Raw genomic sequence first — 18,500 nt, 5'->3', positions numbered from 1 at the left:
TGTTAAAATTTTATGTTGTAATTGTGAACCACGCCCTTAAATATTACGCTTTCCACCTCAAAATCAGTATTAAATACAATCATGTCCGCCTGATAGTTTTGTTCAATTTTGCCCAGTTGATGGGCTTGCCCTATCAGTTGGGCAGGGTATAGGCTGGCCATATTTACGGCCTCGGCCAATGGTATACCCACATGGTTAACACAGCTTTGTACGGCTTTAAGCATGGTAAGGTTTGAACCGGAGAGCGTTCCGTTGGGCATGGTGTAATGGTTGCCTTTTAAAACATGCTGATAGGTGCCGGTTTTACTTTCGGTAACGGCATCGGTTATTAAAAAAAGCTTATCCCCTAATTCGCGTTTGGCTAAAGCTATCATGGTAAAATCAACATGAATGCCATCGGCAACAATGCTGGTATAAGGCTTTTCCTCAAAAACCGCCGGGATAATACCCGGAAGCCGGTGGTGCATGGGCGGCATGGCATTGTACAAATGTGTAATAGCCTTTACGGGATGATTGATAAATGCTTTAGCCTGCTGGTATGTAGCATCGCTGTGGCCAGACGATAGTATGATGCCCTGCTCATCCAGATAGTTTAATACCTCGGCATCCTGCAACTCGGGGGCCAGGGTTATCATTTTTATTTCGCCTTCGGCCATTTCAACCCAGCGTTTAACTTCGGCAAGGGTAGCTTTTTTAATGAGGCTTTCGGGATGCGCACCGCAGCGCTTGGAGTTTAAATACGGCCCCTCCAAATGCAAGCCCAGTAAGTTACCCAGTTTATTGGGGTTATGTGCCAGTACGGCTTGTATGCCCTGTTCAACTATTTGGTTGGTATTGGTAGCAATGGTGGCAAAAAAGCCTGTGCAACCCTGGTTAAGCAACGAGGTTTCCATTTGCGCTAACGCTGCTGCCGATGGCTGGCCGCCAAAAAAAAGCGGTGTGCCGCTGCCGTAAATTTGCAGATCAATCAAACCGGGAGCAAGGTAAGCTCCATTCAAATCAATCGGTTTGGCGTATGGCGGAATATTACCTTCGTCAATAACGGCAGTAATTTTTCCGGCTTCAATTAAAATAGCTTTCCCATGGGCTATTACCCCATCAGTAATCAATTTTAAGTGATGCAACGCGGTTATCATATGTCAGTTACAAAAAAATAAAGGCAAAAAAAATCCCCGCCGGTTAGGCGAGGATTTTAAAATATATTAAGCTCCTAAAGCTACTCGCTTAAATGCGGTTACCGTGAGGTCTTTTTGAACCCCGTTTAAAAACTGGGCCACTGTTTTCGACGAATCTTTTACAAACTCCTGGTTTAATAAAGTAGAGTCTTTGTAAAATTTGTTTAGTTTACCGGCAGCAATTTTTTCAACCATTGCTTCTGGTTTGCCTTCTGCACGAATCACGTCGGCAGCAATTGCCATTTCGCGTTCAACAGTAGTAGCATCAACACCATCCTTATCAATAGCGATAGGATTCATGGCTGCAATTTGCATTGATACATCTTTACCGGCTTCATCAGCACCATCAGCATCAGCACTTAATGCTACCAATACACCTAAACGGAAGTTACCGTGTATGTAAGCAATAACTTTTTCGCCGCTAACGGTTTCAAATTTAGATACACCAATTTTTTCGCCAATTTTGCCTGTTTTATCAATGATAAGTTCGCCAATTTTAACGCGTCCTGTTTCGGTATCTAATTCAAGGTTGTATAATTCGTCGATAGAAGATGGAGTACCTTGTATAGCTTCGTTAGCAATAGCGTTACCAAAAGCAATAAATTCGGCATTTTTAGCTACGAAATCTGTTTCGCAGTTCAATTCGATAATAACACCGCGTTTGCCATCTTCTGATGAACGCGCAATTACTACACCCTCGTTTGATTCTCTGTCCTGACGGCTGGCTGCTACCTTAGCACCTTTTTTTCTCAGGTAATCAATAGCAGCTTCAAAATCACCGTTAGTTTCGGTTAAAGCTTTTTTACAATCCATCATACCTGCACCTGTTTGTTGGCGCAGTTTGTTTACGTCGGCTGCAGAAATTTGTAATGTAGACATTTTATTTTCCTTTTTAATAGGTTATGTACTTAATCAAAAACCGGATTCCGGCATACAATCCCAGATATGAATCCGCGATTAATGTATCCGAACTCCGGTTTTATTTAATTATTCTTCAGTTTTCTCAGCTTCTGCCGATACTTTTCTGGTTCTTTTACCAGCATCATCTTTAGCTCCGCTTTCGGCAGCAGGGCTGTCGGCTTTTGCTTTAGCAGTTGCTGCTTCTTTTTCAGCTTCGTCTTCTTTTTCGCGTTTGCGTTCGTCTAAACCTTCTTCAATTGCTTTGATGATGATGCTTGCTATCAATGAAATTGATTTGGTAGCATCGTCATTTGCAGGGATAGGGAAATCAATGTTCGACGGATCGGAGTTGGTATCAACCATTGCAAAGGTAGGAATGTTTAATTTCATAGCCTCGGCAACTGCAATATGCTCTTTCTTAACGTCGATCAGGAATAATGCTGCCGGTAAACGGTTTAAATCAGCAATACCACCTAATAAAGTTTCAAGCTTAATACGCTCGCGTTGTATCATCAATCTTTCTTTTTTAGAAAGGTTGCTGTATGTACCGTCTTTAGTCAATTTATCGATGTTTGACATCTTTTTGATTGACTTGCGAACGGTAGCAAAGTTAGTTAACATACCACCTAACCAACGTTCGGTTACGTAAGGCATGTTTACACCTCTTGCATAATCGGCAACAATATCTTTTGCTTGCTTTTTAGTAGCTACAAATAATACCTTACGGCCTGATTTTACAATTTGTTTTATAGCCGCGGCGGCTTCTTCAACCTTAGTTAAGGTTTTATTTAAATCGATAATATGGATGCCATTACGCTCCATGAAAATGTACTGAGACATTTTCGGATCCCATTTGCGGGTAAGGTGACCAAAGTGTACACCTGCATCCAGTAAATCCTGATATGTTGTTCTTGCCATTGTGTTGTCCTCCTTAAAATATTAACGTTTACTGAATTGGAATTTCTTACGGGCTTTCTTACGACCTGGTTTCTTACGCTCAACCATACGGTCATCGCGGGTCATAATACCTTTAGCCCTTAAAGCTGGTTTCTTTTCAGCATCAAGTTCAACAATAGCTTTAGCAATGGCTAAACGAACGGCTTCTGCCTGTCCTTTAACACCACCACCTGCTACGTTAGCTTTAACATCAAATTTTCCGGTTGAACCAGATACTTCTACCGATTGGGTAGCGATGTATTGCAATGGCAATGTTGGGAAATACTCTTTGTAATCCTTACCGTTAACGATAAGCTGGCCGGTACCCTCAGTTAAATAAATGCGGGCAACTGCTGTTTTTCTTCTTCCTGAAGTGTTTGTAGTTGACATTTCTCTTTCGGATTAAAGTTTAATGGTTTTTGGTGATTGGGCCTCATGTGGATGAGTGGCGCTTGCATAAACATGCAGGTTTCCGTAGATTGCTCTACCCAAACGATTTTTAGGTAACATACCGCGAACAGCTTTTTCAATAATGCGTTCTGGATGCTTTGCCATTAACTCCTTAGGAGAAATGAAACGCTGACCACCTGGATAACCAGTATAGCGAACATATTCTTTTTCTTCGAATTTGTTGCCTGTCAGTTTTACCTTGTCTGCGTTAATAACGATAACGTTATCACCGCAGTCTACGTTCGGGGTGAACCCTGGCTTGTGTTTTCCTCTAATAATCATAGCGATTTTAGAAGACAAGCGCCCCAAAATCTCGCCTTGAGCGTCAACAACAACCCATTCTTTGTTAACGGTCTTTTTGTTGGCAGAGACAGTTTTGTAACTTAACGTATTCACTTGCTTAATTTTAAATTGTATATACTTATTAATTACCCCGTATTTTCGGGACTGCAAAGATACACGAAAATCTATTACTGTCAAATGCTTTATCAAATTTTGTTGAGCCTTGTTTTATAACAGGTTACCCACAATTATCATAATGATTAAAAATAACGCAGTTTAGCACATCATTGTGGTGATTAAGGGCATTACTATTTACATTTCAATTACCTAACCATAGTTTATGTGGGCAGTAAACACACGTTGTAGCGATGATAATTTAGCATTTTCATTTTTAAAGGTATTGCGCTATACTTGTGCATGTCATCTACAATTGTAACAGGTATTATGAGCTACGGCATGTCGGGCCGTATATTTCACGCTCCGTTTTTGGATGCTCATCCTGGTTTTAAACTTAAAGCAGTAACCGAACGCAGTAGTAAAACCGCTGCACAACGTTATCCGGATATTATTAGTTATAACACCATTGAGGAGTTGTTGGCCGATGAAGAGATAGAACTAATTGTGGTGAACACACCCAATAACACCCATTATAGTTTAGCTACCCAGGCCCTTAAAGCAGGCAAGCATGTGCTAATAGAAAAACCTGCAGCCGATAGCTATGCCGAGGTTAAAGAATTGTTTGACTTGGGCCGCGCCCAAAACAAACAAGTATTAATTTACCAAAACCGCCGCTGGGATAGCGATTTCCTGTCTGTAAAACAAGTTATCCAAAGCGGTGAATTAGGTAGACTTATAGAAGTTACCGTTAGGTTTGACAGGTATAAACAAGCGTTAAGCCCCAAAGCTTTTAAAGAAACAAAAGGTACAGGTGCCAACGGCCTGGTTTACGATCTTGGTCCGCATGTATTAGACCAACTGATTAGTTTGTTTGGCAAGCCTGTTAGTTTTAATAAATTTAAGGCTGCTAACCGCGAAGGCTCTGAGGTAGACGATTATTTCTTCTTCCAGCTCACCTATCCCGATGGCCTTAACGTAATGGCGGCATCAAGCCTGCTCACCGCGCAGCCGTTACCGGCATTTGTGTTGCACGGCACCCAGGGCACTTATATTAAAGATAGGGTAGATGTGCAGGAATTACAGCTAGACCAGAATATAAAACCTACAGACGATAACTATGGGCTGGAAGAGCCCGGTGCAGAAGGTGTATTAACCACCATTGATGCCAACGGTATAAAAAGCGTAAAAGCAATGCCATCTGTAAAAGGTGATTATACCGGACTGTTTGAAGCCGTGTATCAAAGTATTGTAAATGGTGTGCCATATCCGGTAACGGAAGCAAATATTTTGGCCCAAATGGAATTATTGGAAGCTTAAACCGTTATTATTGCATAATTATTAAACACCCATGAAAAAACTCCTTTGCTTGTTTTTATTATTTTACGGAATAGCAAATGTATACGCACAAAAACCTGCCGCAATAAATACACTGCCAAAGTATAAGTTGTTACGTAGCGATAGTACCTGGGTAACACAGGCCAACTTAAAAAAGGGCAAGCCGGTAATGATTATTTACTTTGCGCCCGATTGCAGCCACTGCCAGCGTTTAACCTACGAAATGCAGGAAGAGTTTAAAAAGGAAACCAAATTGAATTTGAAACCATTGGCCCACGTGCAAATAGTGATGGCTACCTGGGCCGAGCTAAGGGCGATAAAGGTGTTTTATAATGATTTTGGCTTAGTAAAATATCCCAACATTACCGTAGGCACCGAGGGCAATACCTACACCTTGTTACGTTTTTATAACGTAAGCACAACTCCATATATAGCCATTTACTCAAAAACGGGGCAGTTAGTAAAGGCGTTTGCTAAAGTGCCCAAGTTTGAAGAGATTATGGCTGTTTTAAACAAAGTGTAAAAGGGCAAGCTAAAACCTCAAGTACGGCTACAGAATAACAAAATAAGCTTTGAACAGTAGTGCATTTACATCTTCTATCTTACCTGGTGTATTTTCCAAATTGTTTTAGTTCTTGGGTATTGCCTCTTAATCTTTCCTCTTTTTCAATCGTTCATCAATAAAGTTACAATAAGCATGATGTGGTTATTTTTTTAAAATCACATTTTTGCGCCATGAATTTTATTAAATACTTTACAACTTTATTTCTATTTTACATCATATTTATTATTAAGGCCGGTGCGCAAACTCCCGGTACCGATGGGCGCGTTAGTGGCCGTGTAATTGATGCCGGTAACGGCCAACCGGTTGAATTTGCCACCGTAGTATTATTTAAAAAAGCTGATAACCAGCCGGCCCGCTCCATACAAACCGATATGCAGGGCAATTTTAAGCTCGATAATATAGCTTACGGCAAATATTTAATGCGCATTACGTTTGTAGGTTATAACAACTTTACTAAAGACAGTTTGATTATTGGTGCCAACCATAAAATTTATGCTTTCGGCGTACTCAAAATGCATGCAGGCAAAAATTCGTTGTTAAAAGAGGTTGCCGTACAAGGCAAAAAAAATAGCATACAGTTAGGTATCGACCGTAAAATATTTAGTGTTGAGCAAAGTTTAGTGAGCGATGGCGGTTCGGCAACAGATTTGCTGGCCAATGTACCATCTGTACAGATTGATGTGGATGGTAACGTTAACCTGCGCGGATCGAGCAATGTACGTATCCTTATCGACGGTAAACCATCGTTAATAGCGGGCGGTACCGTTACCGATATTTTGCAATCTATCCCCGCAAGTTCAATCGAAACTATCGAGCTCATTACCAACCCATCATCCAAATACGATCCCGAAGGGCAATCGGGTATCATTAACATCGTATTAAAAAAGAATAAATCACTCGGTTTTACGGGTAATGCATCGTTAAGCGGCGGTACTAACAATACTTTTAACAGCAACCTGAGTTTGGCTTATCAGCATAAAAAGGTAAACGTTTACGGTAACTATAGCCACAGGCAAAATAACCGTAGCGGAGGCGGTTACAGCTATAGGCAAAATATTTTAACGGGTTTTGATTACAATCAAAATTCGGTGCAGAGCGGCACGCAGGACGGTAACCAAATTAAGGCCGGGCTGGAGTACAGCTTAACCGATAAAAGCTCTTTAGCGTTTTCGACCAACATTAACTTTAGGGATAACAACCGGGCGCAAAACAGTACCACCAATGTGTTGGATGCCACAAGTAAACTTACGCAACAGTTACTGGCCAATACCAACAGCCCCGGAAACGGCAATAACCACGATTTTAATTTAGATTACAGCACCAGGTTTAAAAAGCCTAAAGAGGAATTAACCGCCAATATAAGCCTAGGTAAAGGTGATGAGCATAATACCGATGATATTTTTAATTCTACTTATAACTATGCAACGTTCGGTACTTTGCGTAAAGAACAATTTAATATAAACGACGGGCAATCGCGAAACTGGAACATCCAAACCGATTTTACCGACCCGATTGGTAAAACCGGTAAGCTTGAACTGGGTTACCGTACCACCATGAGCCGCGCCGAAAATGTTTTTATAGCCGACACGATGGACTTTGTTAGCAACGCCCGTTTACACGATATGGCACTATCAACCGATTTTGTTTACGATGAAAAAACACATGCCATTTACTCAAACTACCAGCAACAGTTTGGTAAGTTTGGCATACAAGGCGGTGCAAGGGTTGAGAAAACTGTTATTAATACTTCCCTCGCCAATATCAACACGTCTAACGTGCAAAACTATTTTAGGGTTTACCCAAGTTTGTTTTTAACAGATAAGCTGAGCGAAACTCAAACATTGCAATTGAGTTACTCGCGCCGTATTAACCGCCCGCGCGACAGGCAGATTATCCCCTTTGTTGATACTAGCGACCCCCTGAATTTACGTACCGGTAACCCAAACCTAAGGCCCGAAGACGTACATTCGTTTGAGTTAAGTTTTGCCAAATACTGGAAATCAACCACGCTTACCTCCTCGGTTTACTACCGTCGTACTAATGATGTTTTCCAGTTTTTACGTACACCGTGGGATAAAATCGGCACGTCGCTCACCAGCTTTTACAACTTTCAATATGGTACCAATGCGGGTTTCGAGTTTATTGCCCGTACAGATATCACACCAAAATGGAACGTTACCTCAAATGTTAACTTATACCAGGGTTTTGTAAAGGGCGGCATTGTTACGGCTAAAAATGTTTTAGGCCATGATACCACAACGGCAGTTGCAGATCAAAGCTCTTTTGCCTACAATGGTAACATCACCACTAATTTTCAGTTGCCTTACAGCTTTAGCGGGCAGGTAAGAGTTGATTACCAAGGGCCGCAAGCCGTTGCCCAGGGCCGTACCAAAGTTAATTCGGGCGTTGATGCGGCTTTAAAATACGATTTTTATCACCGTAAGGCGAGTTTAAGCCTAAACGGTCGCGACATATTTAATACCCGTAAATTTGGTTACCAAACCAACGACGGCACGTATATTAACGATGTACAGCGCCGGTTTCAAAGCCGCACGTTTTTGCTTACCCTGGCCTACCGTTTTGGCAGAGCAGGAGACAGCGCACGCGGAAAAGATAAAAAGCCCGAAGGCGGCGGCGCACCCGATGATATAGGCGGCGGTGGCGGCCCGCAATAGGTTAATAAAATTATTATATTGCAGTATTTGCTTTATTTCTTAATGGTGCTATCAACTTTTGTAATAGCATCAAGGTGCATTTTAAGTGTTGGCAAGGTTTTGCTCGCGAAGGATTTTAAATCAGGGTCTTTTAAATTTTTTGCTGCGTCTTCAAACTCCTTTATGTCTGTTTTATGGTCGTCAATCATCAGTTTGGTATAGGCTTTATCAAAATCGGCACCGTTTTTTTTGTTTAAGCCGTCAAATAGTTTTTGTTCGTCGGTACCTACAACAGCGGGTAAAGTAATGTTTTTGCTTTTGGCCAGCGTCATTAACTCGTCGTTGGCTTGGCTGTGGTGTTTAACCATCATAGCCCCAAAATCTTTAACGCTGGTGCTGCCTTTATCCTGCGCAAGCTTACCCAGCATCACTTCGGCCATGCCGCCGTTTGCGGCAACAACTGCAAACTTGGCGTCGCTTTGGTCAACGGTAATTGGCATACCTGTTTTTGCGGTATCGGTTTTGGTTATATCGTTTGCTTTGTTGAGGCTATCGGCAGTAGCCTTACTATCTTTATTGCTTTGGCAGGCCTGTAAGCCAAATGCGGTGGCGGCAACTATAAGCACAATGTTTAATTTTTTCATGGCGAATATATTTTTATCTAAATTATTTTACTTTTAAAAAATAATATTTATTTAAAGTTTCCCGAAAAATTATTGCCACTTGGTTTATTACTTGGGCTGTATTGCCGATAGGTAAAGTTTTATTATTTTTGGCAGCATAAAACAAACATTATGAATTTTCCGGCAGAACTAAAATACACTAAAGACCACGAATGGGTGAGCGTTGACGGTGGAACAGCTACAATAGGCATTACTGAGTTTGCTCAAAGCGAACTTGGCGATATTGTTTATGTTGATATTAACACCCTGGGCCAAAGTGTTAATATTGAAGATGTATTTGGTACGGTTGAAGCTGTTAAAACGGTTTCGGATTTGTTTATGCCGGTAACGGGCAACGTGATAGAAATTAACCCTAAGCTGGATAGCCAGCCCGAGTTGGTAAACTCCGACCCTTATGGCGAAGGCTGGATGGTTAAAGTAAGCATTGCCGATGCTGCCCAGCTTGACAGTTTATTAACCGCCGAAGCTTATAAAACCTTAATAGGCGTATAACAATATTGGGCCGGTTTAACAATTTTTTTAAACCGGCCCGTTTATAATTTATACATTAGGGTACGATGATGAAAAGTAATTTAAAGTATATTGTTTTTGCGCTATTGAGCATAAGCATTACCTCATGCGGCTTATTCCATAAAAGCTGCAATTGCCCGCACTTTAGTAAGTCGGTTCCCGCTCAAATTAAAGTTACAAAGTAAAAATAACTTGTTGTTCAGCGTTTTAAAAACGGGGTGGTATAAATAGTATTCTTATTTGGATTTAATTTAAATAAGCTATACATTTGTTTCAGTATACAAACATAACATGAGACTTTCACAACTTAAGGTAGGCGAAAAAGGCACGGTAAAAGAGTTTACCGACCTGGAAATGTCGGTTAAATTAATGGAAATGGGCTGCTTGCCCGGTGAAGAGATCAAAGTACAGCGCATTGCCCCCCTTGGCGACCCAATAGCTATAAACGTGGCCGGTTACCAATTGAGCCTGCGCAAGCGTGAAGCTGCAACCATCATTATGCATAGGTTTTAAAATAAATTGAAAGCTGATATACGAATTGCGCTTGTAGGGAACCCTAATACCGGTAAATCAACACTTTTTAACGTTTTAACGGGTCTCAATCAAAAAATAGGAAATTTTCCTGGTGTTACTGTTGATAAAAAAATAGGCTACAGCGAGTTGCCCGATGGCCGCACCGCCCAGGTTATTGATTTGCCCGGCACTTACAGCCTTTACCCCAAAAGCCAAGACGAATCTATCGTGTTTTCGGTTTTAGCCGATAGAAACAGCGATCTTAATCCGGACCTTGTTGTTGTAGTTATAGATGCTACCAACCTTAAACGTAACCTGTTGCTTTATACCCAGGTTGCCGATTTAAAAATACCCGTAGTTATTGCCCTCAATATGATAGATATGGCCCAAAAAGCCAATATTGTTATTGATATTGACGCTTTTGCACAAAAGCTTGGCGTACCGGTAATCCCTATCTCGGCCCGTAAACTCGAAGGGATAGAACAGTTAAAGCAAGCCCTTGGCTTTGCCAACAAAGTTGCTTTACAGCAAAACAGTATTGATATTGAACCTATAGCCCCCGCTTTAATAAACCAGATAAAGCAGGAACTTAAAATAGATAACCCTTACTTTGCGCTGCAATTGGCCCATCAGCACGAAACGCTCAAGTTTTTATCGCCTGCCGAAAGCGACCGAATTGAAGTTTTAGAAAAGGAACATAGTTTCCACTCGCAAAAAGCACAGGCCACCGAAACCATTGCCCGCTACAATTTTATTAACGATTTACTTTACGATACCGTTAAGGCAACCACCACCGCCGAAGACGAAACGTTAAGTAACCGTATTGATAAGGTACTTACCCATAAAATATTTGGCTTTGTTATATTTTTAGCCATACTGGTATTTATTTTCCAGTCTATATTTGCGTGGTCGGCATACCCAATGAGTTTAATATCCGATGGCTTTGTTTGGGTACAGGCGCAACTGCACCAACATTTGCCCGATGGCCCTTTAACCAATTTATTGGTTGATGGCGTAATAGCCGGTTTAAGCGGCGTAATGGTTTTTATCCCTCAAATAGCTATCCTGTTTGCCTTTATCTCTATATTGGAAGATACAGGTTACATGGCGCGCGTAACCTTTATGATGGATAAAATTATGCGCAAGGTTGGCCTTAACGGTAAATCGGTAGTGCCGCTTATTGGTGGCTTTGCCTGCGCCGTGCCGTCAATTATGAGTACCCGCACCATCGAAAACTGGAAAGACCGCATGATTACCATTATGGTAACCCCGCTAATAACCTGCTCGGCGCGTTTGCCGGTTTATACCTTGCTTATCTCGCTGGTGGTGCCCAATAAAAACGTATGGTGGATATTTAACATGCAGGGGCTGGCCCTTACTGCTATGTATTTTTTAAGCCTCATATCGGCGGTTGTAGTAGCGTGGGTTTTTAAATACATCCTCAAATCGCGCGAGCGTGGCTATTTTATTATGGAGCTGCCCGTTTACCGCGCCCCAAGGTGGAACAATGTGCTACTCACTATGTACGATAGGGCTAAAACTTTTGTGCTGCAAGCTGGTAAGGTTATTATAGCCGTATCCATCATTTTATGGGTACTGGCCTCATACGGACCCGGCAATCGGTTTGATAAAATCGACCAAAAATATAAACAAATACAGGCTACCCAAAAAATAGCACCCGATAGTTTGAACCGGATGATGGCATCCGAAAAACTCGAAAACTCATACGCAGGTACGCTTGGCCACTTTATTGAACCCGCAATAAGGCCGTTAGGGTTCGATTGGAAAATTGGCATCGCCCTGGTAACATCATTTGCAGCCCGCGAGGTTTTTGTAGGCACAATGGCCACCATTTACAGTGTAAACGGCGATGGCGAAAACATGCAATCGGTGCAGCAAAAAATGCATTCCGCAAAAAACACCCAAACGGGCCAGCCTGTATTTACATTAGCGGTTGCCATGTCGCTCATGATGTTCTATGCTTTCGCGATGCAGTGCGCCAGTACCGTAGCCGTAGTATACCGCGAAACAAAAAACTGGCGCTGGCCGGCTATACAGTTTGCTTATATGACGGTTTTGGCGTATGTAGCCAGCTTTGTTACTTATCATTTGCTGAAATAGCCTAAACTTAAAAACTTCGTTCCGTTGTTTGTACCCATTTATCCAAATTGGTTAACTCTATTTGATGTTCTTTAAACCATGCTTTGCTATCGTCGGCATTAGCTGCTAAACTAATCAGCCTTGCAAAGGCGGGCATGTTGTTGCTATGGGCCAGGTTGCCAAAGTACTTAGCTAAATAGGAGGTGTAAAACGGAACGGGTTTGTTTGCGGCTGTTTCGGCCAATACCTCAAAAACCGATTTTAGCTGTAGCGATAATGAATCGGTTGGTGATAAACCCTTTTTATCTGTTGTTGCTGCTAAAACGGCTATCTGCATCATCATGTCTCCCGAGCCCAGTTCTTTTTCTGATACCGATATGGTCACCGATTTCTCTCCGGTTTTTGTAATACCATGCCCTAAAATATTCTTAATATATCTATATGCTTCTGCCGATCGTGCTGTTTGCGGTTCCAGTATTACAAAACTGCACCAGCCTAATAATGAACAATCCCTTTTTTGTTCCTTATAAGTTGTCATTGCATAAATGCGCATGCTGCTTGCATGTTTTGGGTCAAGCTTAACGGCCCTAATGGCGCAATCTTCGGCTTCTGTAAACTTTCCCTGCCGGTAATAGGCAATCGCCAAATTATAATGTAACCTTTGGTATTCAGCATCTGCTTCTATTCCCTTTTTATAATATTCTATTGCCTTGTCGGGCTGCTTATCATCGTCGTAAATACTGCCCAGTAAATCATAACCTCCACCAGCCTTGGGTTCCAATTGCAGGTATTTTTCTATGTAAGAAATAGCCTCTTTGCCTTTACCGCTGCTAAATAAACTGTATCCTGTTTCGTAATAGGAGTTGGGGTAAGCTGGATCAAGCTTTATGGCTAGTTTGTATTTGTCAATAGCTTCAACATATTTTCCGGCGTCGTTTAATGCAATGCCTTCTTTTACCAGGCTCTTGGCATTATCATTTGTTTGAGCGGTAGCTAAGGTTACAATAAATAAAAGTGCAGTAATGAGATAGGTTTTGCGAAGGTTTTTCATAAACTAAATTTACAAACAGGATTCAATAAACAGTAATATTCCATATCGTATATTGTTAAATATTTTTTCTCCTCCTTCCGTCGCCTTTGTCCTCACACACTACGGCAACCAGCTCCAACAAATTTACATCCCCGTTATTTGCCACCTCCTCAAAAACTCCGATATTTGAGGTAGAGGTAAAATTGGATAAAGTAGAAGTTTTAGCACAGTATCTTCCGCCCGATGCGGCACCACTGATTAGCAGGTGGATAGATTATTTTGTTTGTGAGTTTAAGGTATCGCGAAACCGCGGTTCTAAATTTGGCGATTACCGCCACCCTTACGGTGGCAAGGGCCATCGTATCTCGGTAAATTACGATTTAAACCCTTATGCGTTTTTGGTAACCACCGTGCACGAGTTTGCCCACCTGCATACCTGGAACGAGCATAAGCACAAAGCAAAACCGCACGGCACCGAGTGGAAAGCAAACTTTAAGCGGATGATGCAGCCTTTTTTTGAAAAGGATATTTTCCCGGCGGATGTTAAGCAAGCCATTACCAGCTACCTTAACAACCCCGCTGCATCCAGTTGTTCCGATTTAAACCTGTACCGCGCACTGCGCCAGTACGATGCCCACAAAGCCGCCGTAGTAACCGTAGAAAAACTACCCGCTAAAGCTGTGTTTAAACTAAAAGACGGCCGCGTTTTTAGGTTAGAAGAACGCCTGCGCAAGCGTTACCGTTGTGTGGAGATAAGTACCAAGCGATTGTATTTGTTTAGCCCGGTTGCTGAGGTGGAATTGGTTGAGGGTTAAAATAGCTCTTTAAAAAAAGGATGATTCCGATGCTTGGCATTTATCCATTTTAATTTCCCGCTTTCAAAAATTGCAACTCTCGAACGAGTATTTCCGGCATTGTCAAACAAGTAAACTTTATCAAAAAGGTTTATATGCGCTAATAAATTTTGCTTGCTCTTTTCAAATCTTCTAACAATGTCTTGGTTATCAACATTGTGCCCTCTATTTGATTGACGTTCCTGAACTCGGATAATGTTATCCAATGGTGATTGCAGTGCAATATAGTACAAAATGGTTTCGTACCTGTTTGTTTTAGCAAGCCTTGCTTCGCTTATTTCTGATTGTCCCGAAAACGTGGTTTCAAAAGCTATATCTTGATTTTGATTAATAGCGTCTTTTCTTCTTTCTAAAGCTATACGAGCAGCACCGATATGGTACTCGTAACCGCCTAATTCAGTTAATGCAATATCATCAGGATTGATAACTGAAGATTTTATGCGCCCTTTTTGGATAAGATATTTGCTCAGGGTTGTTTTTCCCGAACCATTTGGGCCACCAACAATGATAAGTAAAGGCAATGTTAGTCCTCCAAAACTTTAACATGTTCTTCCAGCAATCTATAGTCCTCAGTTAATATTTTTCTAACCAAAATTTTAACACCATTAGGATATTCCTTCACAAACAAGTTACCCTCCATTGTCTCCGGGAATTTTTCATCTCTATAAAATATAGGTACACCTGCTTTAAGCATTTCCTGTGCGCCATAGCCCGCTCCCTCGTCAATTATTCTTTGCGTGGGGTCTTCGTTGTAAATGTCTTCCAGCGTCACCATATTATAAAATTACAAATTAATAATTTAATAACCTTCCTGTTTATTGAGGGCTTATGCTCAAAACATCGCCAACTATCAACTACAAATTTTATAAAGGTGTTTGTGCTTCCTGTTGTTTTCTTAGTTCTTTTTGCTGTTTTCGCAGTTCGCGGCGCTCGCGGCGTTCGGCGCGGTGTTGTTGCCTAAGGGCCTTTTTAATTTTACGCTCGGCTTTACCTTGCTCAAAATCGCTTATTTTTCTCTTTACGGTTTTTTCCGTTTCGGCATCATATCCAACGTTGCTTTTTAAACCCAGGAATAACGATTTCCACATATAGGTAAAAATAGATTGGTTTTTTTTGCGGACGTAATTTACCTTAAACAAACGCGCCGGCTCACCGTATGAGGGGTTGTTGCGCTTTATTACCATTACATTGGCCAGTAACGAAACTATGCCCATTTTTTTAAGCTTGTTTTCGTTATCTTTTTTAAGTACCGATATTTTCAAGTCGTTATATAAAGCAATCACATTGCCCCTTGCCTGCGCTTTATCGGCGTTAATATTAAAATCAAGGCTGCGTAACTTACCCGATGCTATTTTTACCATGCCAAGCGGCGCAGCTACCGGGTTTATTTTTTTTAGTTCCATATCGTCCATGTGCCCTTTATAGGTAAATTGAGCGCGCGGGTTATTCAGGTCAAATTCAAACTGAGTGTTAAGCCTGCCATTGCCCATTAAGTAGGTTTCAATTTGCGCTGTAGCCGTATGGTTTTTTTGCAACGCGGCTTTGTTGTTGGTTACGTTTAAAAATTTACCGGTAGTGTTTGTGAAATTGATGGTACCCGGCTGCCCACTTTTTTTGCCATACTCGGTGTATGATATGCCTGTTTTGCTAACCTGTATGGTGTCAACCTTTACATCCATTTTTAGCCTGGCTAGTAACAACTGCGGAAAGTTGTAACCGTTATCAACAGTGGTATCGTTAGGGGCGGGGTTGTTAAAAATTTGCAAGCTGCCATTAGTAAGCGTTAATGCCGAGGCATGTATTTTATGATATTTGCTGTAAGCTTTAAAATCAAAATTATTTAAGGTTAATGAGTCCAGTTTAAGAGCGTAGCAATCTGCCTGGGTAGTTTTAAAAAACTCAGCGGGCGTTTTAACAGGCGTAAAACTGATGCCCGTTATGTTAAGCTGCGAACTTTGGGTAGAAAAAGTTGCATTATCAACATTATAATGGTTGCGTTTATCCTTTGTGGTGCCTTCAAGGTTGTTTAATTCGGTACTCACATCTTTGCAAAATAAAAAACGCGATTTGTCATTTTGCGATACCGCGTCGAGCAAAAAATCGGTGGCTATAAAATTGAGGTTTTTCAGTTCTAAAACATCGGGTTTGCTGCCGCTATGGTCCACATATTTAAACTGCACATCGTTAAGCACAATGCTTTGTACATGGGCTGATTTGAGAATTTTTGAAATAAGCTGGTAAGGTGTTTTTTTATCGTGGATAACAGTATCCTCATCCCGGTTTTGTTCGTAATCAACATGCAGGTTGGGGTTGCTTATCACTATTTGGGCAATATCAAGCTTATCGTCAAAATAGAGCATTAAAGGGTGTACATGGTTAATAACCAAACGTTTTATTTGTAGCGTATACAGGCTGTTTGGAGCCAGTTGCTTTTTTTTGCGCCGGTTGTATACCTCGAGGTTAGGCCTTAGGTTTATCTCATCAATTACAATGCGGCCACGTATTACATGCAGGCTGGTATTTGAAAAGCTTACCGAATACAGGCTATCGGTACTCTCTAAAATGGTGGCACTTAGTTTATCAGCCATCACCGGCGACCAATAGATGTTAATTAAAAATGCTAAAACCGAGATAATAACAATTACCGACAGCGTTATGCCAGCCGCTACCTTTTGCCACCGTTTTTTTAAAAAATTTAAAGCCATTTTTACCTTTAATCCGCAATATATCTATTTCAATTTGTTTGCACTTATGCTAAGCTACAATTAGTTTTTGATGTGTTTAAGTTGATTATACAGCTAAGTTAAAAATGCTGCCATAATGTCACCCATAATATAATTATTTGTGTATTTTTGCACCTCAAAGATTTTTTTAAATGATAGATCTGGAATTACAGGCCAAAACACACGACGAGGAAAGACAGGGAGAGGCTTTAATGCTGGAAACGCTGCCGCAAAAAAATAACGGACGCAAGCTTTACATTGAAAGCTATGGCTGCGCTATGAATTTTTCGGATAGTGAGATAGTTGCTTCGATATTGCTTGAGAAAGGTTTTGAAACCACTACCGATTTTAATAATGCCGATGTAGTTTTTATCAATACCTGCTCCATTCGCGAAAATGCCGAGCAGCGCGTGCGTAACCGCCTAAAAGAGTTTAAAGGCGCAAAAAGGAAAAACCCCGGAATGGTGGTTGGTGTGCTGGGCTGCATGGCCGAGCGCTTAAAAGCCAAATTTTTAGAAGAAGAAAAACTGGTTGATGTTGTGGTTGGCCCCGATGCCTATCGCGATTTGCCTAATTTGATAGACCAGGTTGATAGCGGGCAGCGTGCCGTAAACGTATTGCTATCGCGCGAGGAAACTTATGCCGATATAAGCCCGGTGCGTTTAAACAGCAATGGCATAAACGCATTTGTATCTATTATGCGTGGTTGCGATAACATGTGCTCGTTTTGCGTGGTGCCTTTTACCCGTGGCCGCGAACGCAGCCGCGATGCCGTATCAATAGTTGCCGAGTGTACCGATTTATTTAACCAGGGCTACCGCGAGGTAACGTTGCTTGGGCAAAATGTGGATTCGTACAAATGGACAAAGCCTCACCCCGCCCTCTCTAAAGGAGAGGGAGCCGAAGAGGATAATCAAAAAGTCCTCTCCTTTGGAGAGGATTTAGGTGAGGCTACGGTTAACTTTGCCGGATTGCTTGAAATGGTTGCTCTCATTAATCCCGATTTGCGTGTTCGCTTTTCAACGTCGCACCCTAAGGATATTACCGACGAGGTGCTTTACACCATAGCCAAATACGATAATATTTGTAACTATATCCATTTGCCGGTACAATCGGGCAATAGCCGCGTGTTGGACATTATGAACCGCACGTACACCCGTGAGTGGTATATTGACCGGATAGACGCTATCCGCCGCATTATTCCGGAATGCGCAATATCAACCGATGTAATTACAGGTTTCTGCACCGAAACCGAGGAAGAGCACCAGGACACGGTAAGTATGATGGATTACGTAAAGTACGATTTTGCCTACATGTTTATGTACTCCGAGCGCCCCGGTACATTAGCCGCCAAACGTTTTGCCGACGACATACCCGAGGATGTTAAAAAAACGCGCCTGCAAGAAATTGTGGCCAAACAACAACAGTATTCGCTTGTTCGATTACAAGCGCAGCTTGGCAAGGTGCAAAAGGTGCTTATTGAAGGTTTCTCCAAAAAATCAAACCAGGATTATTGTGGCCGCAGCGATCAAAACGCTATGGTTATTTTCCCGGTTGACGAAAGGTTTAAACCGGGCCAATATGTTAACGTAATTGCGGAAAGATGCACTACGGCAACATTAATGGGACATATAGTTGATTAGGTAAGAAGACTCAAGAATCAAGAACCAAGA

18 protein-coding genes are annotated in these 18,500 nt (G+C 41.6%); 8 read left to right on the top strand and 10 right to left on the bottom strand.

Going from position 1 to position 18,500, the window contains the following annotated elements:
* Window positions 1-2: 2 nt before the first annotated feature.
* The 5 genes from nagA to rplM all read right to left on the bottom strand — a co-directional run bounded on the left by nagA (window position 3) and on the right by rplM (window position 3,857).
* Window positions 3-1,136, bottom strand: coding sequence for an N-acetylglucosamine-6-phosphate deacetylase (nagA, locus tag BDD43_RS28890; RefSeq protein WP_121201690.1), 1,134 nt, complete (start codon window positions 1,134-1,136; stop codon window positions 3-5).
* A 66-nt stretch (window positions 1,137-1,202) separates the two neighbouring features.
* Window positions 1,203-2,054: a translation elongation factor Ts gene (gene tsf, locus BDD43_RS28885; RefSeq protein WP_121201689.1), complete on the bottom strand. Its 852-nt coding sequence runs from the start codon at window positions 2,052-2,054 to the stop codon at window positions 1,203-1,205.
* A 108-nt stretch (window positions 2,055-2,162) separates the two neighbouring features.
* Window positions 2,163-2,993, bottom strand: coding sequence for a 30S ribosomal protein S2 (gene rpsB / locus BDD43_RS28880; protein ID WP_121201688.1), 831 nt, complete (start codon window positions 2,991-2,993; stop codon window positions 2,163-2,165).
* Window positions 2,994-3,014: 21 nt separating this feature from the next.
* The gene (gene rpsI, locus BDD43_RS28875; RefSeq protein WP_121201687.1) at window positions 3,015-3,401 is read right to left on the bottom strand and encodes a 30S ribosomal protein S9; all 387 of its coding nucleotides are present in this window, start codon (window positions 3,399-3,401) and stop codon (window positions 3,015-3,017) included.
* 12 nt (window positions 3,402-3,413) lie between these two features.
* The gene (gene rplM, locus BDD43_RS28870) at window positions 3,414-3,857 is read right to left on the bottom strand and encodes a 50S ribosomal protein L13 (protein WP_121202156.1); all 444 of its coding nucleotides are present in this window, start codon (window positions 3,855-3,857) and stop codon (window positions 3,414-3,416) included.
* Window positions 3,858-4,160: 303 nt separating this feature from the next.
* Here rplM and BDD43_RS28865 point away from each other — a divergent pair, with 303 nt between their 5' ends.
* From BDD43_RS28865 to BDD43_RS28855, 3 genes are all read left to right on the top strand, one after another.
* Window positions 4,161-5,177 (top strand): Gfo/Idh/MocA family oxidoreductase, encoded by a 1,017-nt coding sequence (locus tag BDD43_RS28865; protein WP_121201686.1) that lies wholly within the window; start codon window positions 4,161-4,163, stop codon window positions 5,175-5,177.
* 31 nt (window positions 5,178-5,208) lie between these two features.
* Window positions 5,209-5,718, top strand: a complete 510-nt coding sequence (locus tag BDD43_RS28860) for a TlpA family protein disulfide reductase (RefSeq protein ID WP_121201685.1) — start codon at window positions 5,209-5,211, stop codon at window positions 5,716-5,718.
* Between the two features lie 212 nt (window positions 5,719-5,930).
* A complete protein-coding gene (locus BDD43_RS28855; RefSeq protein WP_121201684.1) occupies window positions 5,931-8,435 on the top strand; it encodes a TonB-dependent receptor domain-containing protein in 2,505 nt (834 codons plus the stop codon).
* A 32-nt stretch (window positions 8,436-8,467) separates the two neighbouring features.
* Here BDD43_RS28855 and BDD43_RS28850 read toward each other — a convergent pair whose 3' ends face one another.
* Window positions 8,468-9,058 (bottom strand): DUF4142 domain-containing protein, encoded by a 591-nt coding sequence (locus tag BDD43_RS28850; protein ID WP_121201683.1) that lies wholly within the window; start codon window positions 9,056-9,058, stop codon window positions 8,468-8,470.
* Between the two features lie 150 nt (window positions 9,059-9,208).
* Between BDD43_RS28850 and gcvH the strand changes: the two genes are divergently transcribed.
* From gcvH to feoB, 3 genes are all read left to right on the top strand, one after another.
* A complete protein-coding gene (gene gcvH / locus BDD43_RS28845) occupies window positions 9,209-9,589 on the top strand; it encodes a glycine cleavage system protein GcvH (RefSeq protein ID WP_121201682.1) in 381 nt (126 codons plus the stop codon).
* Window positions 9,590-9,898: 309 nt separating this feature from the next.
* The gene (locus tag BDD43_RS28840) at window positions 9,899-10,120 is read left to right on the top strand and encodes a FeoA family protein (protein ID WP_121201681.1); all 222 of its coding nucleotides are present in this window, start codon (window positions 9,899-9,901) and stop codon (window positions 10,118-10,120) included.
* A 6-nt stretch (window positions 10,121-10,126) separates the two neighbouring features.
* Window positions 10,127-12,241, top strand: coding sequence for a ferrous iron transport protein B (feoB, locus tag BDD43_RS28835; protein WP_121201680.1), 2,115 nt, complete (start codon window positions 10,127-10,129; stop codon window positions 12,239-12,241).
* 7 nt (window positions 12,242-12,248) lie between these two features.
* On the opposite strand, the gene BDD43_RS28830 is transcribed toward feoB, so the two are convergent.
* On the bottom strand, window positions 12,249-13,271 hold the full coding sequence (locus tag BDD43_RS28830; protein ID WP_121201679.1) for a tetratricopeptide repeat protein: 1,023 nt from the start codon (window positions 13,269-13,271) through the stop codon (window positions 12,249-12,251).
* 182 nt (window positions 13,272-13,453) lie between these two features.
* Here BDD43_RS28830 and BDD43_RS28825 point away from each other — a divergent pair, with 182 nt between their 5' ends.
* On the top strand, window positions 13,454-14,065 hold the full coding sequence (locus tag BDD43_RS28825; protein ID WP_121202155.1) for a SprT-like domain-containing protein: 612 nt from the start codon (window positions 13,454-13,456) through the stop codon (window positions 14,063-14,065).
* Here the strand turns inward: BDD43_RS28825 and BDD43_RS28820 are convergent.
* The 3 genes from BDD43_RS28820 to BDD43_RS28810 all read right to left on the bottom strand — a co-directional run bounded on the left by BDD43_RS28820 (window position 14,062) and on the right by BDD43_RS28810 (window position 16,809).
* Window positions 14,062-14,625 carry a hypothetical protein gene (locus BDD43_RS28820; protein ID WP_121201678.1) on the bottom strand — a complete coding sequence of 188 codons (564 nt, stop codon included), beginning with the start codon at window positions 14,623-14,625 and terminating at the stop codon, window positions 14,062-14,064. The two genes, BDD43_RS28825 and BDD43_RS28820, sit on opposite strands and share 4 nt — an antisense overlap.
* A 2-nt stretch (window positions 14,626-14,627) precedes the next feature.
* Entirely contained in the window at window positions 14,628-14,879 is a 252-nt protein-coding gene (locus tag BDD43_RS28815) for a hypothetical protein (protein WP_121201677.1), read from the bottom strand.
* Between the two features lie 88 nt (window positions 14,880-14,967).
* Window positions 14,968-16,809 carry a DUF748 domain-containing protein gene (locus BDD43_RS28810; RefSeq protein ID WP_121201676.1) on the bottom strand — a complete coding sequence of 614 codons (1,842 nt, stop codon included), beginning with the start codon at window positions 16,807-16,809 and terminating at the stop codon, window positions 14,968-14,970.
* 170 nt (window positions 16,810-16,979) lie between these two features.
* On the opposite strand from BDD43_RS28810, the gene BDD43_RS28805 reads away from it, so the two are divergent.
* On the top strand, window positions 16,980-18,470 hold the full coding sequence (locus BDD43_RS28805; protein WP_121201675.1) for a MiaB/RimO family radical SAM methylthiotransferase: 1,491 nt from the start codon (window positions 16,980-16,982) through the stop codon (window positions 18,468-18,470).
* Window positions 18,471-18,500 lie beyond the last annotated feature (30 nt).

Source organism: Mucilaginibacter gracilis, assembly GCF_003633615.1.
Lineage (GTDB): Bacteria > Bacteroidota > Bacteroidia > Sphingobacteriales > Sphingobacteriaceae > Mucilaginibacter > Mucilaginibacter gracilis.
Note: the sequence above shows the minus strand (reverse complement) of the source record. Positions and strands in the feature narration are given on the sequence as shown.